This is a genomic window from Streptomonospora salina (genome assembly GCF_014204715.1).
Taxonomy (GTDB): Bacteria; Actinomycetota; Actinomycetes; order Streptosporangiales; family Streptosporangiaceae; genus Streptomonospora; species Streptomonospora salina.
Genome location: NZ_JACHLY010000002.1, coordinates 467,202 through 485,065 on the forward strand (window position 1 = coordinate 467,202; position 17,864 = coordinate 485,065).

Sequence of the window (17,864 nt, forward strand, 5' to 3'; positions counted from 1 at the left end):
CGCCCCGCCCTCGGCGTTTCGGCGGGTTCCGCCCCCTCCGCCTCCGAGCGAGCACAATGGAAACGGTTATCGACATCGTCGCGAATACCGGCCCCCGAAGCGCTCACGATTGACTACAGTAAGTAACCGGCTGACGTTCGTCGGGTCATGGGCCGCTGAGCCGGGCCCGCGCGAGGCCGCTGTCCCAGAGCGCCATTCGATCGCACCCACCGGGGGTACACATGCGTCACGACGCCCAGGGAACACCGACCCCGCACCAGGAGGGGAGCCGCGGCCCGCTCCACCGCATCCGTTCCCTGCCTTTACTCGGCAACGTCCCCGGCGACGTCGCCGCATCGCTTGTGGTCTTCCTCGTGGCCGTCCCGCTGTCGCTGGGCATCGCCGTCGCCTCGGGGGCGCCGCTGATCGCCGGGATCGTCGCCGCCGTGGTCGGCGGCATCGTCGGCGCCGTCGCCGGCGGATCGGCAGTGCAGGTCAGCGGGCCCGCCGCCGGGCTCACCATCATCGTCGCCGACCTGGTCACCTCCTACGGGTGGCGGGTCACCTGCCTGATCACCCTGCTGGCGGGGATGGTGCAGATCGGACTGGGCGCCTGCCGCATCGCGCGAGCGGCTCTGGCGGTCTCGCCCGCGGTCGTCCACGGCATGCTCGCGGGGGTCGGTGTCACCATCGCCCTCGCCCAGCTGCACGTCCTGCTCGGCGGCGCCCCGCAGAGCTCGGCGCTGGCCAACATCGCGGAGCTGCCCCGCCGGCTCGCGGACAACCACACGCCCGCCGTCGCCGTCGGCGTGCTGACCGTCGCCGTGCTGCTGGCCTGGCCCCGGCTTCCCGGCCTGCGCCGGCTGCGCCGGCTACCCGCGGCCCTGATCGCCGTCACCGGGTCCACCGCCGTGGCCGCGGCGGCCGGCTGGGACGTCGAACGCGTCGACCTGCCCGAATCCCCGGTGACCGCGTGGAGCGGTCCTGCGCTGCCCGCGACCGGCGACCTGCACGGGGTGGCTCTGGGCGTGGTGGCGGTGGCCCTGGTCGCCAGCGTGGAGTCCCTGCTGTGCGCCATCGCCGTCGACCGCCTGCACGAGGGGCCGCGCGTGGACCTCAACCGCGAGCTCGTCGGCCAGGGCTGCGCCAACACCGCCAGCGGCGCGCTGGGCGGGCTTCCCATCGCCGGTGTCGTCGTGCGCAGCACCACCAACGTCCGAGCGGGCGGGCGCACTCCGCTGGCGGCGATGCTGCACGGCGTGTGGATCCTGGTCTTCATCGCCGTGTTCGCCCACGCCGTGGAGCTGATCCCGCTGGCATCGCTGGCCGGGCTGCTCGTGGTGATCGGCCTGCAGATGGTCAACCTCGCCCACCTGCGCGACCTCCGGCGCCACCGCGAAGCCGGCATCTACGCCGGCGCGCTGCTGGCAGTGGTGGTCTTCGGGCTGCTGGAAGGGGTCGTCATCGGCTTCGCGCTGTCGATGCTGATCTCACTGCGCCGGCTGACCCGGGTGAGCGTGCTCACCGAGGAGCGGGCCGGCCGATGGCACATCGTCGTCCAGGGGTCGCTGACCTTCCTGGGCGTTCCGCGGGTCGCCCACGTGCTGCGCAACGTCCCCGTCGGTGCCCACGTCGACCTGGATCTGCACGTGGACTTCATGGACCACGCCGCCTTCGAGTCGATCCACTCGTGGCGGCTGGACCACGAGCGCACCGGAGGAAGCGTCGACATCGACGAGGTGCACGAGAACTGGTACGAACAGCGGACCCGGCAGGCCCCGCCGGAAGGAAAGACCGCGCCGTCCGGCCTGGCCCGGTGGTGGGCCCCGTGGGGCATGCGCGGAGGTTTCGACGCCGCGGCGCCGCCGTCGGGCCTGCTGCTCAGCGGTGCGCGCGAATACCACGCCAGCACGGCCGGACGGATGCAGGCGGTGATGAGCCGGCTGGCGCACCGCCAGCGCCCCCGGGCCCTGTTCATCACCTGCGCCGACTCCCGGGTGGTGCCCAACCTCATCACCGCCAGCGGTCCCGGCGACCTGTTCACGCTGCGCAATATCGGCAACCTGGTACCGCCGCGCAGCGGAGAGCCTTCCGACGACTCCGTCGGCGCCGCCGTCGAGTACGCCGTCGCGGTGCTGGACGTGCCCTCGGTAGTCGTGTGCGGCCACTCCCACTGCGGCGCGATGAAGGCGCTGCTGGAAGGCACCGGCGATCCCGACTCCGAACTCGGCCAGCTGGGGCGCTGGCTCGCCCACGGCGGCACCAGCCTGGCCCGGGCCGACCACGCCCGCCTGGAGTCCGCGCCGGCCCCGGAGGCGATGCGCACCCTGTCGCAGGCGAACGTGGTCCAGCAGCTGGAGAACCTGCTCACCTACCCGGCCGTGCGGCGCGGGGTCGAGCAGGGCCGGCTGGAACTGTCGGGGATGTACTACGACCTGGAGTCGGCCGAGGTGCATGTACTCGGCGCCGACGGCGCCTTCGCTCCGGTCCCGACCGCGTCCGAAGCGCCGGAGGCCCCTGCCCGGTCCGGGCCGCAGCCGACCGCCCCGCTCCCCGGCACCGGCGGAGGGGACGCCGCTGCGGCGTCCGGGCGCACACCCTGACTCCGAGCGGGCCCGGCGGGGCGCGCGCCCGTCACCCGGCGCCGCGCCCCGCCGGGCCCGCTGTACCGCTCACTCATCGGTGTCCCCGTCGTCGCGCCCGTCGTTGCGGACGTCGGAGGAGTGGTAGCCGGCGAACGCGACGATGACGATGATCGCGATGATCGGCAGGGCGAACAGGATCACCCAGATCGTGAACAAGGCAGCTCTCACCGAAACCCGACTCGCATGCGGAAGCGGGCGCGCGTTCGCACCCCCGCCGCAGGCCCGTGCAGGGCCCGCCCGGACCCTCCCAATCTAACCCGCCGGGACGCGCACGCATACGCACAACCCCGCAGTGGCAGGCATTCCGGCGGTTGAAGCCGCCGGGCGCCGGCGCCGGGCCGCATGCGGGACGCAGACGCAGAGCCGGATCCTGCGGGCCGGGGCCGTGTCCACCGATCGCAGCCGCGCGGTTCCGCACACCGGGAGACGCCCGCCGATGCCTTCGGCGACACTGGCCGAAGCGTCCGCGTGCCGGGCGGGACGCCTTTTCCGGGGGAGACCGGCGCGCGGGGATCGCCCAGCGCCGCCAGGGCTCGCCGCCGCTGCGGCGCTTCAGCAGGCGCTCCGGCCGAGCGGGGAGCTTCGCCCGACCGCGAAGGCCGCGGCCGCGGCGCTGCGGACACCGCACCGAATCCCGCCACTGCAGCCCCCGGTCTGCACCAGCACCGGAACACGGACCTCGCACACCCGAAAACGCGCAGGTGAGAGGGAGTCGGCCGATAAGCCGGATTCTGTCGGTCCTCGCGGACCGGACGGCCATCCGTCTGGGACCGCCGTTGCCGGCGGCCTCGGTGCGGTCTACCCGCGAACCTCGGGCGGGCAGCCCTCGAACGTCCGCGCTGGGGGCGCACGCGCCCCCGTCTTGACCTTGCTCCGGGTGGGGTTTACCGAGCCGACCGGATCGCTCCGGCCGCTGGTGGTCTCTTACACCACCGTTTCACCCTTACCACCGCACGCGGTGGCGGTTTGTTCTCTGTGGCACTTTCCCGCGGGTCGCCCCGGGTCGGTGTTACCGACCACCCTGCCCTGTGGAGTCCGGACTTTCCTCGACACCGCGAAACGGCGCCGCGGCCGCCTGGCCGACTCCCCCTCGGTGACAGCCTACCGCGCCGCGCGCCCGGTCGGTGAACGGCGCCCGCGGGCTCAGGCGCCCTCGGAAGCGTCCAGGTGACCGGTGTCGTTGACGGAGCGCACCAGCATCGGGCCGTCGCTGAAGCAGTCGATGCGCGACAGGCAGCCCACGTCCAGATGCATACGGAACAGCGCCTCGGGCGGGGCAAGGAGGGCCTGCTGCAGCAGGACCTTGATCGGCGTCACGTGGCTGACCACCAGCACGGTGCGCCCCGTGTGGCGCGCCAGCAGCTTGTCGCGCGTCTCGGCGACGCGTTCGGCGACCGCGGAGAAGCTCTCGCCGCCTTCGGGCGCAGCCGCGGTGTCCGACAGCCACCGCTGCAGCTCCTGCGGGCGGCTGCGCTGCACCTCGCCGAAGGTCATGCCCTCCCACGCGCCGAAGTCGGTCTCGCGCAGCCCTTCGTCGATCTCGACCGGCACCGACAGCCCGGCCGCGATCGGCTCGGCGGTGTCGCGCGCGCGGCGCAGCGGCGAGGCCACTACCGCCTCGATGCCGGATCCGGCCAGGTGCCGGGCGGCGGCACGGGCCTGGGCGCGGCCGGTCCCGGTGAGTTCGACGTCGCCGGTACCGGCGAAGCGCCGCTCCGCCGAGAGCGGGGTCTCACCGTGGCGCAGCAGGACGAGCCGCGTCGGCGCCGTGTCGGGCGAAGCCCAGCCGGTGGCCGCGGGCGCGTGCGCCTGCGCTCCGGCGCCGCTCGGCGGTGCCGGCGCTTCCTCAGCGGGCCGGTCGCCCCCGCCGGCCGCTTCGGCGCCCAGCCGCACGGGCCGGCCTTCGGCGGCGGCGTCCATGGCCTCGTTGGCCAGACCGTCGGCGTGGGAGTTCTGCGCGCGGGGCACCCAGACATAGGAGACCGCGGCGAACCCGGCCGCCGCGGCGCGGGCCTCGTCGACCAACGGGCGCAAATCGGCGTTCTTGACCCGCCAGCGCCCCGACATCTGCTCCACCACGAGTTTGGAGTCCAGGCGCGCTTCGACCGAGGCGCCCGAATCGATGCCGCTCGCGGCGGCGAGCCCGGCGATCAGCCCGCGGTACTCGGCCACGTTGTTGGTGGCCTTTCCGATGGGCTCGGCCACCTCGGCCAGCAACTCGCCGGTGGCCGGGTCGCTCACCGCGGCGCCGAACCCGGCCGGGCCCGGATTGCCGCGCGATCCGCCGTCGGCCTCGATCACCAGTCGCCTGCTCATTCCCGTACCTCCCGATCGCGGCACCCGCCGCACACCCGCTTCCCGCTGCCGCGCCGTATCCGCCCGGCGGTCAGATCCCCGAATCGGTGGTCCGCACGAGGATGCGGCGGCACTGCTCGCAGCGCACGACCTCCTCGGCCGGGGTCTGACGGATCTCGGAGAGCTCGGCCGTGCTCAGCGCGAGCTTGCAGCCTTCGCAGCGGCCGTAGCGCAGCGCCGCGGCCCCCACGCCCTCGTTCTGGTCGCGCAGCTTGGTGTAGAAGGCGAGGAGGTCCTCGGGGAGCTCTCCGGCGATGCGCTCGCGGCGGGTGGCCTCCGTCGCACGGTCGGCCTCGATCCCGCCGACCGCGGTGGCGCGCCGCTCCTCGACGGCGTCGCGCTCGGCCTCGGCCTGCTCCAGCTCCGTGCGCGCCTGGCGCTCCCGGCTTTCGAGGCCCTCGCGCCGCTCCATCACCTCCAGCACGATCTCCTCCAGCTCCGTCTGGCGGCGCTGGAGCGAGGCGATCTCCGACTGCAGGTGCTCCAAGTCCTTGGGCGAGCCGACCTGCCCGGAGTCCAAGCGCTTGGCGTCGCGTTCGGCGCGAGTGCGCACCTGGTCGACGTCGGACTCGGCCTTGCGCTGCTCGCGGTCGAGATCCGACAGCGCCGTGGTCAGGCTCGTGTGCGTGTCGCGCAATCCACCGATACGGGCGTCCAACCGCCGGACTTCCTCGTTCTCGGGCAGGGTGCGCAGCCGGTGGGCGAGCTGGGCGATGCGGCTGTCGGTCTCTTGGAGGTCGAGCAGGCGCACCTGGTGTGCCGGTTCTGCTTTCACTTGTGCTCAAGGCTCCTTTGCCGGCGTCGGAGAAAGTGGCGGTACTGCGCAGGCGGCCGGGCGAGGCCTCGGCGCCGAGGGGTTCACAGCGCCAGGGACCAGGCGTCGGTGACGATCTCGGATACGCGGGTCTCCACGTTAGCCCGTTCCCCGCCCAGCGCGCTCACCAGGCGTGCGGCCCCGTCGGCGAGCCAGGGCCATTCGCCGGCCCAGTGCGCGGCGTCGACGAGGGCGGTGTCGCCGTGTTCGGAGAACTCCGAGGCCGGGTGGTGGCGCAGGTCGGAGGTGAGGTAGACGTCGACGCCGGCCGCGCGGGCACGGTCCAGCAGCGAGTCGCCCGCACCGCCGGATACCGCGACGCGCCGGACGGGGCGCCGGGGGTCGCCGCTGACGCGGATCCCCCCGGCCGTGCGCGGCAGGCCGCCGGCGACGCGCTCGGCGAAGTCGCGCAGCGGCACCGTTTCGGGAAGCGTGCCGATGCGCCCGATGCCGCGCGCGCCCGCGGGGTCGCCGGGATCGGGGTCGAGCGGGCTGAGCGGGCCGGGCAGGCCCACAGCCGCGGCGAGGGCGTCCGACACGCCGGGAGCGGCGGTGTCGGCGTTGGTGTGGGCGGTGTAGAGGGCGGTACCGCCGGAGATCAGCCGGTGCACGAGCCGGCCTTTGGGCGTCGTGGCGGCGACGCCGGTCACGCCGCGCAGCAGTAGCGGATGGTGGGTGACGACCAGGTCGGCGCCCCACTCCCGGGCCTCGTCGACGACCTCGGCCACCGGATCGACGGCGAAGAGGATGCGGCGCACCGGTTGGGCGGGGTCGCCGCATACCAGTCCGACGGCGTCCCAGGAGGCGGCCCAGGCGGGGTCGTAGAGGCCTTCGAAGGCGCGCTTCACATCGTGCAGGGTCGGGGCGGCAGGCGTTTGGCTCACGCACCGCACCTTAGCGCTCCCGCACACGGGTGCGGGCGTCGACGGCCGGGGCGGCCGCGCCGAGGGGCCCGGCTCGGGTGCGGGAGCGCCGGCTCAGACCCGCGGGGCCGGGGCGCGCGGTGCGAGCCGGCCGGCCGCGTACACGCCGAGCGCCCCGCAGATCCCGCCCAGCACGGCCCAGGCGGCCGCGGCGCCGGGCAGCGCAGCGCCGGCCCAGCCCGCGGTCGGCGCCAGCACCAGGTAGCACGCCGCCGCGACCCCGGTCGCCACCGCGGGCCGTGCGACGCGGGCCCGCCGCAGCAGCCACCAGCACACCAGCGGCGTGGCCACCAGCCGCAGCGCGAACGCCACGATCCCCAGCCCGATATTGGCGCCCACCGTCTGGCCCGCGGTGAGCGCGCCCACGACCGTGACCGCGCCGTAGGCGGCAAGCCCCACCGCCGCGGTGCCCGCGGCGCCGACCACGGCGCCGAGCCCGATCACCCGCCATTCGGGCGCGAAGCGGCTCGTCGTCATGTCCGCATCATGCCCGCCGCCGCGACGCCCTAAGCTGGGTCCCCATCATGTCTGAACTCACCGCATCGCCTATCGGGGCCCACGTACCGGTCGCCGGCGGGCTGGCCACCCGCGGGCTCGCCTACGCCGCCGACATCGCCGCCGAGACCGTCCAGGTCTTCGTCTCCAATCCGCGGGGGTGGGCGACCACGCCCGGAAATCCCGGCGAGGACGCGAAGCTGCGCGAACGCACCGACGTTCCGGTGTTCGTGCACGCCAACTACCTGATCAACCTGGGTGCGCCCGACGAGGGCGTCGCGGAGCGCTCCACGGCCTCGCTGGAGCACGCCCTGCGGCGCGGCGCCGACATCGGGGCCGGCGGCGTGGTGGTGCACACCGGATCGGCGGTGCGCGGCTCCCGTGAGGAGGGCCTGGAGCGGATGCGCGCGCGGCTGCTGCCGATCCTGGAGCGGTCGGGCGAGGACGTCCCGCCGGTCCTGCTGGAGCCGATGGCCGGGCAGGGCCAGGTGCTGTGCGCGACGGTGGACGACCTGGCGGACTACCTCGCGGTGCTGGACTGGCACCCGCAGGCCGGGGTGTGCCTGGACACCGCGCACGTGTTCGCGGCCGGCCACGACGTGTCCACCCCGGCGGGGATGACGCAGATGCTGGACCGCTTCGGCGACGTCGTCGGCGCACAGCGGCTGCGGCTGATCCACGCCAACGACTCCAAGGAGCCGTTGGCGAGCAACAAGGACCGCCACGAGAACATCGGGGCCGGCCACATCGGCGCCGACCCTTTCGGTGCGCTGCTGGAGCACCCGGTCCGGTCGGGTGTGCCGGTCGTGTGCGAGACGCCCGGCCCGGTCGGGCCGCACGCCGCCGACATAGCGGCGCTGAAGGAACTGCGCGGCGCCGCCGGCTGACCTCCGGCCGCCGGCTGACCTCCGGCCGCCGCCCGGCACAGCGGGCATGGCGCGGGGGCCGCCCGCAGCGCCGGACCTCCCGCTTGCACGGGCGGCACGGCCGCGGACGGCCCCCGCATCCGAGCGGGCAGCGCGCGCGTGCGACCGTCCGCCCGCTCTCGCCGCGTCATCCCATCGGCTGCTCGTGCCTTCCGGGGCGCGTCCCCGGCGGCCGCTCCGTCGCGCCCTGGCGCGCCTGCTGGGTGCTGGCACCGCCGTAGGCGCGCTCGCCGTCGGCTACCGGACCGGTGTGGCCCTCGGTGCCTGCTCCCTCCTGTTCCCGGCCGGGTGCGGCCCCTCGGGCGTCGGCGCGCCCGGCCTCGTAGGCGTCGCCTCCCCCGCGCTCACGGTCGGGCCATCCGGCGGTGACCGCGTAGACGATCAGCAGGTCGACGGCGACCGCCACCAGCGACCACACCGGGTAGGACTCGACGAACGCCAGTTGGGCGAAGGCGTTGACCGCTGCGACGACCACGGCCAGGACCCGAGCCCACATGCGTCCGGCGAGCAGGGCGAGGCCGCCGAGGACCAGCACGATCCCCCACGTGCCCAGAACCAGTCCCCACAGCGCGAAGTCGAAGACGAGGATCTCGCCTTCGGCGGCCACGAAGTACTCGGGCGTGAACAGCGCGACGGCGCCTTGGACGATGTTCACAGCACCGGCAACGAACAGCATGGTGGCCGCGAAGGCCCCCCATCCGTTCGCCCGCGATCGCTTCATGTCGTGCTCCTCCCCCGGGACGGGTGCGGGTGGAACCTCCGTCGCCGCCCGTCCTCTTCGTCAGCACTCGATCTGGCCTCACGATGCACGACACGCGGCGCAGCGATCTACACCCGGCTCACCAGGTGCGGGTAAAACCACACAAAAACCCTTTGTCCCGGCCGCTCCGGATACTGCGCCGGTGCCGGTGGAGCACCCCGCCGGACGGTCCGGCGCGGCGCCGCGTGAGCGGCCGTGGCGCGCGGCCGGATCCGGACGCACAATGGAAGCCGGATCGCGGATCCCCGTAGGCTCGGGGGGCCGCGTCGTCGGTCACAATGGACGGTGACGGTCAGGAGGGCGGTGCACGCTATGGACCCGGTGAGCCTTGTGGTGGGAGCGGCGATCGCTCTCGGCGGGGTCACGATCGGCCGCATGTTCCCGCGCCGCCCCCCGCAGCAGGCACCGCCTCAGCAGCCCTCGGTCTCGGCCAGGCCCAGTACGCCCCAGCCCATCTGCGGCTGCGGCCACAACCTGGTCTTCCACGACCACGAGACCAAGCGGTGCCAGGCACAGGTCGTCATCCCCGGACGCTGGGTCGGCCAGAGCGGCGGGACCTACCGCCCGTGCATGTGCCAGGGCTACCGCGGCCCGGTCCCGGTGGACGAGTACTACGCCCCCGACATCGTCAACGGCGACCAGTAGGCGGCGGGCGGTCCGCGGGCGGTTCGCGGCCGGTAGCGTCGGAGCATGGTCGGATGCGCACGGAGGGGCGACCGTGAGCGGTGAGGGCGGTGCGGGGCGCGGGACCGTGTGGGTGGTCGCCGGCGCTCCGGGCGCCGGCAAGTCGACGGTCGCGGATCTGCTGCTGCGGCGGCTGGACCCGGTACCCGCCCTGCTGGACAAGGACACGCTCTTCAGCGGATTCGTGGCCGAGGTCCTGTCGGCGCACGGCCGTTCCTACGGCGAGCGCGAGGGCGCCTGGTACGACGAGCACGTCAAGGTGCACGAGTACGGCGGTATGACCGCCGCGGCCGCGCAGATCCGCGCGGCGGGCTGCCCGGTGATGCCGGTGGCCCCGTTCACCGGACAGCTCCGCGATTCCGACCGGTGGCGGTCCTGGGTCGCCGAACTCGGCGGCGACCCCGTGCGCCTGGTGTGGGTGGCCAGCGACGGCGCAACGCTGCGCGCCCGCCTCGGCGGCCGGGGGCGCTCACGCGACTCCGGAAAGCTCGACGGCTTCGACGCGTTCGTGGCACGGGTGCGCCCGGACGAGCCGCCTCCCGTCGAGCACCTCGCGATCGACAACCGCCTCGGCGCCCGGCCCTTGGAGGAGCAGGCCGACACGGCCCTCGGGCGCGTGTGACGGACCGTGTGGTCCGCCGACCGCCGGGTAGACGGCCGGTATGGACAGCACCGTGATGCACCTGGTCTTGGCAGGGCTGATCCTCCTGGGGGTCGTGGTGATCCTCGGAGGGTTCGGGACGCTGATGCGGCGGCGCAACCGGCGCCACCGCCACTGACGGGCCCCGCCAGGTCGGGGCGCCGGGCGCGGGGGCCGCCGCCTCGGACGCGAATCCGCGGTGCCTGCCGGAGGCGCCGGGGCGATGCAGGCGGGCCGCCGCGACGGCGCGGCCGGCTCCATGGGCGCGGGTGCCGCGCACGCCTGTGTGCCGCGTCCGCGAGGCCGCATGGCCACGGGGCGAGGTGCGCGACGGCACCGGGGGCAGCGCAGGCCCGTGCGCGGACCGCATCCCCGCACCGGCAACGCGTGCGGCGCCGTCCCGCCGGCACGGGGCACCGCCTCGTAGCCGAGCTCGGGCCGGAGCGGGATTCGCCTCGCGCGTTGCCGGTGCGCGAGGCGCCCGGATCGTGACGGGCCTCAGCGACCGGCGCGGACCGGTAGTCGGCCATGCGCCGCAGCGGCACCGGCCGGAACACGCGCCGGGCGGGCCGCAGGCCGGCTACCAGCGCAGCAGCGCCGCCACCCCGTCGTCCGCGGCCAGCGCGTCGGCGGCTTCGGGCGGCAGCATGGTGACCTGGGCACCGGAGGTGAACGCGAGTTCGATCATGCGCTCGCCCAGGTCGTTCTCTTCGGCGGCGGCCGGCTCCCCGGGGGGCAGTTCACCGTGCGGGTAGTACCGCCCGTCGGGCGTGCGCCGACCGCGCAGCTCGCGTGTGCCGTCCAGGACCAGGTGGGCGACGCGGTTCTCGCGGAACGCGCCGAGCGTGTCGCCGAGCCCCGTGGCTCCCGGACCGCCCGACAGCGCGGCCTCGCGCGCCTGCTCGGCCACGGCCCGGCACCGGCGGCTGCGGGACCGCTCCAATTCGGGGCGTACCAGTGCGGCGATCTCGTTGGTCGACCACGACTCGGCGACCCGGTCCAGCAGGACGACGTCGCGGCGGGCGGGTGCGGCCGACAACCCCTTGCGGACCACGTCGAGCAGCTTCCGGTCGCCGGTGATGGCGAGGGACTCCCAGCCGTGCTCGTCGGCCATTCGGGTGATGTCCGGACGCACCGACGCCAGGTAGCGCTGCAGGTTGTCCTCGACGCGGCGGTCGAAGCGGTCGGACTGTGTGGCCGAGCGGGATACGCTGCCGACCCGTCCTCCGGACGCGGGCCCGCGCAGGGTGCGCCAATCGTCGGTGTCGAGCTCGAAGGCCATCCGGGTGACCTCGCGGGCGACGCCGAACCGCAGGTCGATGACGCGCACCCCTTCGTGGGACACGGCCAGCACTCCCGCGGGGGCGCCGAAAGTGAGCGCGCCGGCGAGCGGTCGCAGGTAGGGGCGGCGTTCCAGGACGGCGCAGTCGTCCAGCGGCATCTGCACGGTCAGCGTGTGCACGTCGTCGCTGCTGACCGGGGCGAACAGGGCCCGCCCCACCCCGGTCTCCCCCGAATCGAGCACGGTCTCGATCTCGGGCTGCAGCCGGTCGAGGCGCTCCAGGACCGCGTCCCTGCGCTCCTTGTCGATGTCGCCCGCCGCGCCGTTGCGCAGCGCTCCCAGTTCGTTGCCCACCGCCAGGCGCCACGCCGGGGACGCCGACTTGTCGCGCGGATCGGCGGTGGCGTACACGCTCAGCACGCCCATCTCGTCGTTCATGGCGGCCAGATCGCGGACCGACGTCGGATCGATGATCACGTTCATCCCGCCCATCGTCGATGTGCCTTCCGGTCCACCGGAAGCCTTTTCCCTTCCCTAACAGGAGATCAGGACGGCCTTCAACAGGCGGTTCGCGGTTGGTCACGCGCGGTTCAAGATGCGGCAATCGCTGCGGGCGCGACGAGCGCCGCGTCCGGCGACGTGCGCAAACGCGGGAAAGCTGCGCGCCGACGGCCCTCCCCTCACGGCGGCCGCCGGCGCGTTCCGCCTCCGGACGGGCGCTCAGGCGACCGCGCACCGGGGACGGGGCCGGGCGGGAACGCGGCCGGTGCCGCCGGACAGGGGGTCCGGAGCCGCCGGGACCGGTTCCCCGCGGGTCATCGCGTGCCGGCCGCGGCCGCCTCGGGGCCTCCGATACCCGGCCAGGATCCCGTCGACCGGTACTGCGGGACTCGGGGGCCTGCTCCGCCGCGGCCGGCACTGTGCCGACCGGACGCCTTCAACAATCCATGCGTCCGCATCATTCCGCGGCGGCGCGTCCTCCAGCGCGGCGGGGGCGGCCCATGCCGCTGCGGCCCCGGGGACGAGCGCCCGTGCACGCCCCCGCCCGCCGGTGTGACAACCGCGGTCGCGCCCAGGACAATGCGGCAGGTGAACAAGACCGAGAAGGTGGACCAGCCAACGTGACGATCAGTATCGACCAGCGCATCGCCGAAGAGATCGGCGTCAGCCAGCACCGGGTGACCGCGGCCGTGGGGCTGCTCGACGGCGGGGCCACCGTCCCCTTCGTCGCCCGCTACCGCAAGGAGGCCACCGGCGGGATCGACGACGCCCAGCTGCGCCAGCTGGAAGAGCGCCTGCGCTACCTGCGGGAGCTGGAGGAGCGCCGCTCCGTCGTCCTGGAGTCCGTCCGCTCCCAGGGCAAGCTCGACGACGAATTGGAAGCGCGCATCAACGGGGCCGACTCCAAGGCCCGGCTCGAGGACGTCTACCTCCCCTACAAGCCCAAGCGCCGCACCAAGGCCCAGATCGCCCGCGAAGCCGGGCTGGAGCCGCTGGCCGACCTCCTGCTCGGCGACGCCGGGCAGGACCCGCAGGACGCCGCCGCGGCCTACGCCGCCCCCGACGCGGGCGTGGCCGACCCCGCCGCCGCGCTGGAGGGCGCCCGCGCGATCCTGGTGGAGCGCTTCACCGAGGACGCCGACCTCGTCGGGGAACTGCGCGAGCGCCTGTGGGCGCGCGGGCGCCTGACGTCCCGGGTCCGCGACGGGCGCGAGGAGGACGGCGCCAAGTTCTCCGACTACTTCGACTACTCCGAGGCGCTGACCGGACTGCCCTCGCACCGGGTACTGGCGATGTTCCGCGGTGAGAAGGAGGAGGTGCTCTCGCTCTCGCTGCAGCCCGAGGAGGACGAGCACACCGCCGACCCCGCCGCTCCGGGTCCCTACGAGCGGGCGATCGCCGCGCGCTTCGGCATCGGCGACCGCGGGCGCCCCGCCGACCGGTGGCTGGTGGAGTCGGTGCGCTGGGCCTGGCGCACACGGGTCTTCGTGCGGCTGGACATCGACCTGCGCATGCGCCTGTGGCAGCAGGCCGAGGACTCCGCCGTGGGAGTGTTCGCGGCCAACCTGCGCGACCTGCTTCTAGCCGCACCCGCCGGAACCCGCGCCACCCTCGGGCTCGACCCGGGGCTGCGCACCGGTGTGAAGGCGGCCGTGGTGGACGCGACGGGCAAGGTCGTGGCGACCGACACGGTCTATCCGCACGCGCCGCAGCGGCGCTGGGACGAGGCGCTGGCGAGCCTGGGCGGGCTGGTGCGCGACCACGGCGTGGAACTCGTCGCGATCGGCAACGGCACGGCCTCGCGCGAGACCGACAAGCTCGCCGGGGAGCTGGTGAAACTGCTGGGCGCGGACCGGCTGACCCAGGTCATGGTCTCCGAGGCCGGGGCCTCGGTCTATTCCGCCTCGGCCTACGCCTCGCGGGAGCTGCCGGATCTGGACGTGTCGCTGCGCGGCGCGGTCTCCATCGCGCGCCGGCTGCAGGACCCGCTGGCCGAGCTGGTCAAGATCGACCCCAAGTCCATCGGCGTGGGCCAGTACCAGCACGACCTGTCGGAGACCAAGCTTTCGCGCATGCTCGACACCGTCGTGGAGGATTGCGTGAACGCGGTGGGCGTCGACGTCAACACCGCATCGGTGCCGCTGCTGTCGCGGGTTTCGGGCATCAGCGCGGCGGTCGCGCAGAACGTCGTCGACCACCGCGACGCCAACGGCGCTTTCGCCGCCCGTTCCGCGCTGAGCGCGGTGCCGCGGCTGGGTCCCAAGGCCTTCGAGCAGAGCGCCGGATTCCTCCGGATCCGCGGCGGCGACGATCCGCTGGACGCCTCCAGCGTGCATCCGGAGTCCTACCCGGTGGTGCACCGCATCGTCGCGGCGACGGGCGGCGACGTGGCCGCGCTGATCGGCGACGGCGCGACGCTGCGCGGACTGCGGCCGGCGGACTTCGTCGACGAGCGGTTCGGGCTGCCGACGGTCACCGACATCGTCGCCGAGCTGGAGAAGCCCGGGCACGACCCGCGACCGGAGTTCACCACCGCCACGTTCAAGGAGGGCGTGGAGACGCTGTCGGACTTGGAGCGGGGCATGATCCTGGAGGGAGCCATCACCAACGTGGCGGCCTTCGGCGCGTTCGTCGACGTCGGGGTCCACCAGGACGGCCTGGTGCACGTGTCGGCGATGTCCACGAGCTTCGTCAGCGATCCCCGCGAGGTGGCCAAACCCGGCGACGTCGTGCGGGTGAAGGTCATGGACGTCGACACCGACCGCAAGCGGATCTCCCTGAGCATGCGGCTGGACGACGACCCCGACGGCGGCGAGCGCGGTGGCGCCAAGAAGAACAGCGGGAGCGGCGGGGGCGGCGGGGGCGGCGGGAGCCGCAAGGACAAGGCCCGCGCAGGCAAAGGCAAGGGCGGACCGCGCGAGGACCGCGGCGGCGCACCGGACGCGGGCGGCGCTATGGCCGACGCGCTGCGCCGGGCCGGGCTGGAGCGGGGAACAGGCTAACCGCCGGCGGGCGGCGCCGGCGCGTGGCCCGTCGCCGTCCGGGCCCTTCAGGGCCGGGCGACGGGGTGCGGGCCCGTGTCGGACGGGCCCGTATGCGCGGGGCCTCCGGGCGCCTCCCTGTCCGGGGGCGCCTGGCCGTCGTCGCCGCGCCGGTGCACGAGCAGCCCGGACCAGCCGGCGCCCAGCAGGAGCGCTCCCGCGACCAGCAGCACCGCCGACATGCCGATGGCGCCGTCGGTCAGGTCCCAGACGAGTTCCGGGAGGCCGACGGTGACCCCGAGAATGCCCAGGACCAGCAGGACGGGGGCGCGGTCGCGGTAGTAGTAGGCGATGCACGCCGCCGCCACCACGACGGTGGCGGCATATCCCCATGCGGCGCCTTCGCCGTAGATCGGGGGGAGCTGGCCTGCCGCCAGCGCCAGACCCGCCCCCAGTCCCAGGGCCAGCCGGCGCTCCGCGGCCACCCCCAGGACCGGCAGCGCCGTCCACGCCAGCCCCAGGCACAGCAGCGCGCCGGCCGGCACCAGGATGTTCTCGCCGGGGACCGCCTCGATCTCCTGCGTGAGCACGGTGACCAGGGCGGCGCCCATCCCCCAGGCCGCCACCTGGCCCACCGCCGAGGGCAGCGCCGCGTAACCGGCGGCAGCCACCGCCAGCCCGACGAGCGGGACCGGGTAGGTGGGGCCGTCCGGCAGAGCCGAACCCACCGAGAAGGCGGTCAGGACCGCGGCCAGCGCCAGCAGCACCCCCGCGATCCGGCGCCGCACATCGGGCACCCGATTGCCCCGGCCGCGCATCTCCCGCGGCCCCCCGGCCATGAACACCGCCCCGACCGCCGACACGGCGGCCAGCACCGCCAACAACCCGATACGGGCGTCGACACCGATCTCCTCCCACGAGGAGACGACCAGCGCGACAGCACCCGACAACACCAGGCCCCCGCCGATATAACCGGCGATCTCCATCCACCGCACCCGGCCCGGCCCCGACCCGGCCGCCTCCAAAGCGGCCCGCACCTCCCCGGCCTGACCGGCCGAGACGACCCCGCGCTCGACAAGACCGCGCAACGCCGCATCCCGCGCGGACTCCGACTCACTCACCCGTACCCTCCTCCTGTCTGCAACGCGTGCCGGCGGCGCTCGCCGGTCGCACCGGCGGGCCGCCCCTCTCACGGCGGCCACCCGCAGCTCCCGCGTACCCGGACGCGACCGCGGACGCCTTCCGGACGGCGGCACGACGAGACTGCCACGGATTCTCGGCGGCGCAGGCGCGGGGGTCCCCGGGCGGGGCGCTACGGCCAGCGCGCTGCGGCCGGCCGGGCGCGGGCACGCGGCGCCGTGAGCGGTTCCGTCCGGCCCGCGGTTCAGGCACGCTGTCGGGGGCGCCGTAGGCGGCGCCCGCAGCGGAGGACGGTGCCGCGTCCCGTCAGGACCGCGGCCCGGAGGCGGAAGCGGACGTGCGATCGGCCCCTGCGCGCCGGTGCACGGCCAGTCCCGTCCAACTCGCCGCCAGCAGAACGGCCCCCGCGATCAGCAGCACGAGCGCCGCCCCGATCGCGCCGCCGGTGACGGACCAGACGAGTTCCGGGAGGCCGACGGTGAAGCCGACGATGCCCGGCACCAGCACCACGGCCGTGCGGTCGAAGGCGTAGTAGGCGATGCACAGCGCCGCCACCGCCAGTGACACGCCGGCCCCCAGCAGGTCGTGCGTCCCCCAGGAGTGCAGGATCTGGCCGGACGCCACCGCCAGTGCCGCGCCCAGCCCCAGACCCAGGCGGCGCTCGGCGGCCACCCCCAGTGCCGACAGCGTCCACCACAGCAGTCCCAGGACCAGGAGCGGAATGCCGATGACCACGGCAACGGTCCCGTATCCGTAGAGAACGTCCTCCGCGAGCGCGATCACCAGGCCCACGCTCATGCCCCAGGCCGCCACCTGGCCCACCGCCGAGGGCAGCGCCGCGTAACCGGCGGCGGCCACCGCCAGCCCCGCCAGCAGCGGGACGTACTGAGGGTCGCCGTCCAGGGCCACGCCGACGGCGAAGGCGGTCAGGACCGCGGCCAGCGCCAGCAGCACCCCCGCGATCCGGCGCCGCACATCCGGCACCCGATTGCCCCGGCCGCGCATCTCCCGCGGCCCCCCGGCCATGAACACCGCCCCGACCGCCGACACGGCGGCCAGCACCGCCAACAACCCGATACGGGCGTCGACACCGATCTCCTCCCACGAGGAGACGACCAGCGCGACAGCACCCGACAACACCAGGCCCCCGCCGATATAACCGGCGATCTCCATCCACCGCACCCGGCCCGGCCCCGACCCGGCCGCCTCCAAAGCGGCCCGCACCTCCCCGGCCTGACCGGCCGAGACGACCCCGCGCTCGACAAGACCGCGCAACGCCGCATCCCGCGCGGACTCCGACTCACTCACCCGTACCCTCCTCCTGCGACCGCAACTGCGATTGGGACGCCTCCATTCCATCGCGGCGGCCGGGGACCGGTCCTGAGTAGCACTACTCAGATGGCGGGGCGGATCCGGCGCGCCAGGGCCGTGCCCGCCGGCGGGCCGTCGTCCCGTGCGGTGCCGACCCCTCCGTTCCTCGCGCCGGTCGCGCCGGGAGTTCCGGCGCGCTCCTCGGACACGTCCCCGGAGTCCAGGGCGCGGATGCACACGTCCGGGCCGCACACGTCGACGGCGCGGCGCAGAACGGCGGGCTCGGCGACCACGACGCCGCGGGCCGGGCTCCGGTGCCCGCCTCGGCGAGGGTGCGCACGGTGATCTCGGGACCGATCCCCGCGGGGTCGCCGACGGTGACGGCCCGCGCGAAGCGCCCCCGAGGGCGAGTGGTTTCCGACGTCTCG

General features: G+C 74.6%; 15 protein-coding genes and 1 other RNA gene. 5 read left to right on the forward strand and 11 right to left on the reverse strand.

Annotated elements, in window-relative coordinates:
* Positions 1–221: 221 nt before the first annotated feature.
* Entirely contained in the window at positions 222–2,582 is a 2,361-nt protein-coding gene (locus tag HNR25_RS24920; RefSeq protein ID WP_184640451.1) for a bifunctional SulP family inorganic anion transporter/carbonic anhydrase, read from the forward strand.
* Between the two features lie 69 nt (positions 2,583–2,651).
* Here HNR25_RS24920 and HNR25_RS26685 read toward each other — a convergent pair whose 3' ends face one another.
* From HNR25_RS26685 to HNR25_RS24945, 6 genes are all read right to left on the reverse strand, one after another.
* A complete protein-coding gene (locus HNR25_RS26685) occupies positions 2,652–2,780 on the reverse strand; it encodes a hypothetical protein (RefSeq protein ID WP_281387829.1) in 129 nt (42 codons plus the stop codon).
* A 548-nt stretch (positions 2,781–3,328) separates the two neighbouring features.
* Positions 3,329–3,711: RNase P RNA component class A (gene rnpB, locus HNR25_RS24925), an RNA gene on the reverse strand.
* A 56-nt stretch (positions 3,712–3,767) separates the two neighbouring features.
* Entirely contained in the window at positions 3,768–4,940 is a 1,173-nt protein-coding gene (locus HNR25_RS24930; protein ID WP_184640453.1) for a bifunctional RNase H/acid phosphatase, read from the reverse strand.
* Between the two features lie 70 nt (positions 4,941–5,010).
* Positions 5,011–5,754, reverse strand: coding sequence for a zinc ribbon domain-containing protein (locus tag HNR25_RS24935; protein ID WP_184640455.1), 744 nt, complete (start codon positions 5,752–5,754; stop codon positions 5,011–5,013).
* An 83-nt stretch (positions 5,755–5,837) separates the two neighbouring features.
* Positions 5,838–6,677 (reverse strand): Nif3-like dinuclear metal center hexameric protein, encoded by an 840-nt coding sequence (locus tag HNR25_RS24940; protein WP_184640457.1) that lies wholly within the window; start codon positions 6,675–6,677, stop codon positions 5,838–5,840.
* A 93-nt stretch (positions 6,678–6,770) separates the two neighbouring features.
* A complete protein-coding gene (locus HNR25_RS24945; protein ID WP_184640459.1) occupies positions 6,771–7,193 on the reverse strand; it encodes a hypothetical protein in 423 nt (140 codons plus the stop codon).
* A 47-nt stretch (positions 7,194–7,240) separates the two neighbouring features.
* On the opposite strand from HNR25_RS24945, the gene HNR25_RS24950 reads away from it, so the two are divergent.
* Positions 7,241–8,098, forward strand: a complete 858-nt coding sequence (locus HNR25_RS24950) for a deoxyribonuclease IV (RefSeq protein WP_184640461.1) — start codon at positions 7,241–7,243, stop codon at positions 8,096–8,098.
* A 166-nt stretch (positions 8,099–8,264) separates the two neighbouring features.
* On the opposite strand, the gene HNR25_RS24955 is transcribed toward HNR25_RS24950, so the two are convergent.
* Complete coding sequence (locus HNR25_RS24955; RefSeq protein ID WP_184640463.1) at positions 8,265–8,858, reverse strand: DUF7144 family membrane protein; 594 nt, start codon at positions 8,856–8,858, stop codon at positions 8,265–8,267.
* Positions 8,859–9,209: 351 nt separating this feature from the next.
* Here HNR25_RS24955 and HNR25_RS24960 point away from each other — a divergent pair, with 351 nt between their 5' ends.
* Both HNR25_RS24960 and HNR25_RS24965 read left to right on the forward strand, forming a co-directional pair.
* Positions 9,210–9,542: a hypothetical protein gene (locus HNR25_RS24960; protein WP_184640626.1), complete on the forward strand. Its 333-nt coding sequence runs from the start codon at positions 9,210–9,212 to the stop codon at positions 9,540–9,542.
* Between the two features lie 73 nt (positions 9,543–9,615).
* The gene (locus tag HNR25_RS24965; RefSeq protein ID WP_184640465.1) at positions 9,616–10,203 is read left to right on the forward strand and encodes a P-loop nucleotide/nucleoside kinase family protein; all 588 of its coding nucleotides are present in this window, start codon (positions 9,616–9,618) and stop codon (positions 10,201–10,203) included.
* A 598-nt stretch (positions 10,204–10,801) separates the two neighbouring features.
* On the opposite strand, the gene HNR25_RS24970 is transcribed toward HNR25_RS24965, so the two are convergent.
* Positions 10,802–11,986, reverse strand: a complete 1,185-nt coding sequence (locus HNR25_RS24970; protein WP_246464757.1) for a VLRF1 family aeRF1-type release factor — start codon at positions 11,984–11,986, stop codon at positions 10,802–10,804.
* A 638-nt stretch (positions 11,987–12,624) separates the two neighbouring features.
* On the opposite strand from HNR25_RS24970, the gene HNR25_RS24975 reads away from it, so the two are divergent.
* Entirely contained in the window at positions 12,625–15,006 is a 2,382-nt protein-coding gene (locus HNR25_RS24975; protein ID WP_312862785.1) for a Tex family protein, read from the forward strand.
* A gap of 47 nt (positions 15,007–15,053) precedes the next feature.
* Here HNR25_RS24975 and HNR25_RS24980 read toward each other — a convergent pair whose 3' ends face one another.
* From HNR25_RS24980 to HNR25_RS27190, 3 genes are all read right to left on the reverse strand, one after another.
* Positions 15,054–16,106, reverse strand: a complete 1,053-nt coding sequence (locus HNR25_RS24980) for a DUF2157 domain-containing protein (RefSeq protein ID WP_184640469.1) — start codon at positions 16,104–16,106, stop codon at positions 15,054–15,056.
* A 325-nt stretch (positions 16,107–16,431) separates the two neighbouring features.
* Positions 16,432–17,433 carry a DUF2157 domain-containing protein gene (locus HNR25_RS24985; RefSeq protein ID WP_184640471.1) on the reverse strand — a complete coding sequence of 334 codons (1,002 nt, stop codon included), beginning with the start codon at positions 17,431–17,433 and terminating at the stop codon, positions 16,432–16,434.
* An 86-nt stretch (positions 17,434–17,519) separates the two neighbouring features.
* The gene (locus HNR25_RS27190) at positions 17,520–17,729 is read right to left on the reverse strand and encodes a hypothetical protein (protein ID WP_246464759.1); all 210 of its coding nucleotides are present in this window, start codon (positions 17,727–17,729) and stop codon (positions 17,520–17,522) included.
* Between the last annotated feature and the right edge of the window lie 135 nt (positions 17,730–17,864).

Excerpts from the sequence above, each read along its gene's own strand:
- HNR25_RS24960 (WP_184640626.1), top strand. The coding sequence starts at position 9,210 with ATGGACCCGGTGAGCCTTGTGGTGGGAGCGGCGATCGCTCTCGGCGGG.
- HNR25_RS24970 (WP_246464757.1), bottom strand. The coding sequence starts at position 11,986 with ATGAACGTGATCATCGATCCGACGTCGGTCCGCGATCTGGCCGCCATG.
- HNR25_RS24945 (WP_184640459.1), bottom strand. The coding sequence starts at position 7,193 with ATGACGACGAGCCGCTTCGCGCCCGAATGGCGGGTGATCGGGCTCGGC.
- HNR25_RS24950 (WP_184640461.1), top strand. The coding sequence starts at position 7,241 with ATGTCTGAACTCACCGCATCGCCTATCGGGGCCCACGTACCGGTCGCC.
- HNR25_RS24930 (WP_184640453.1), bottom strand. The coding sequence starts at position 4,940 with ATGAGCAGGCGACTGGTGATCGAGGCCGACGGCGGATCGCGCGGCAAT.
- HNR25_RS24920 (WP_184640451.1), top strand. The coding sequence starts at position 222 with ATGCGTCACGACGCCCAGGGAACACCGACCCCGCACCAGGAGGGGAGC.
- HNR25_RS24955 (WP_184640463.1), bottom strand. The coding sequence starts at position 8,858 with ATGAAGCGATCGCGGGCGAACGGATGGGGGGCCTTCGCGGCCACCATG.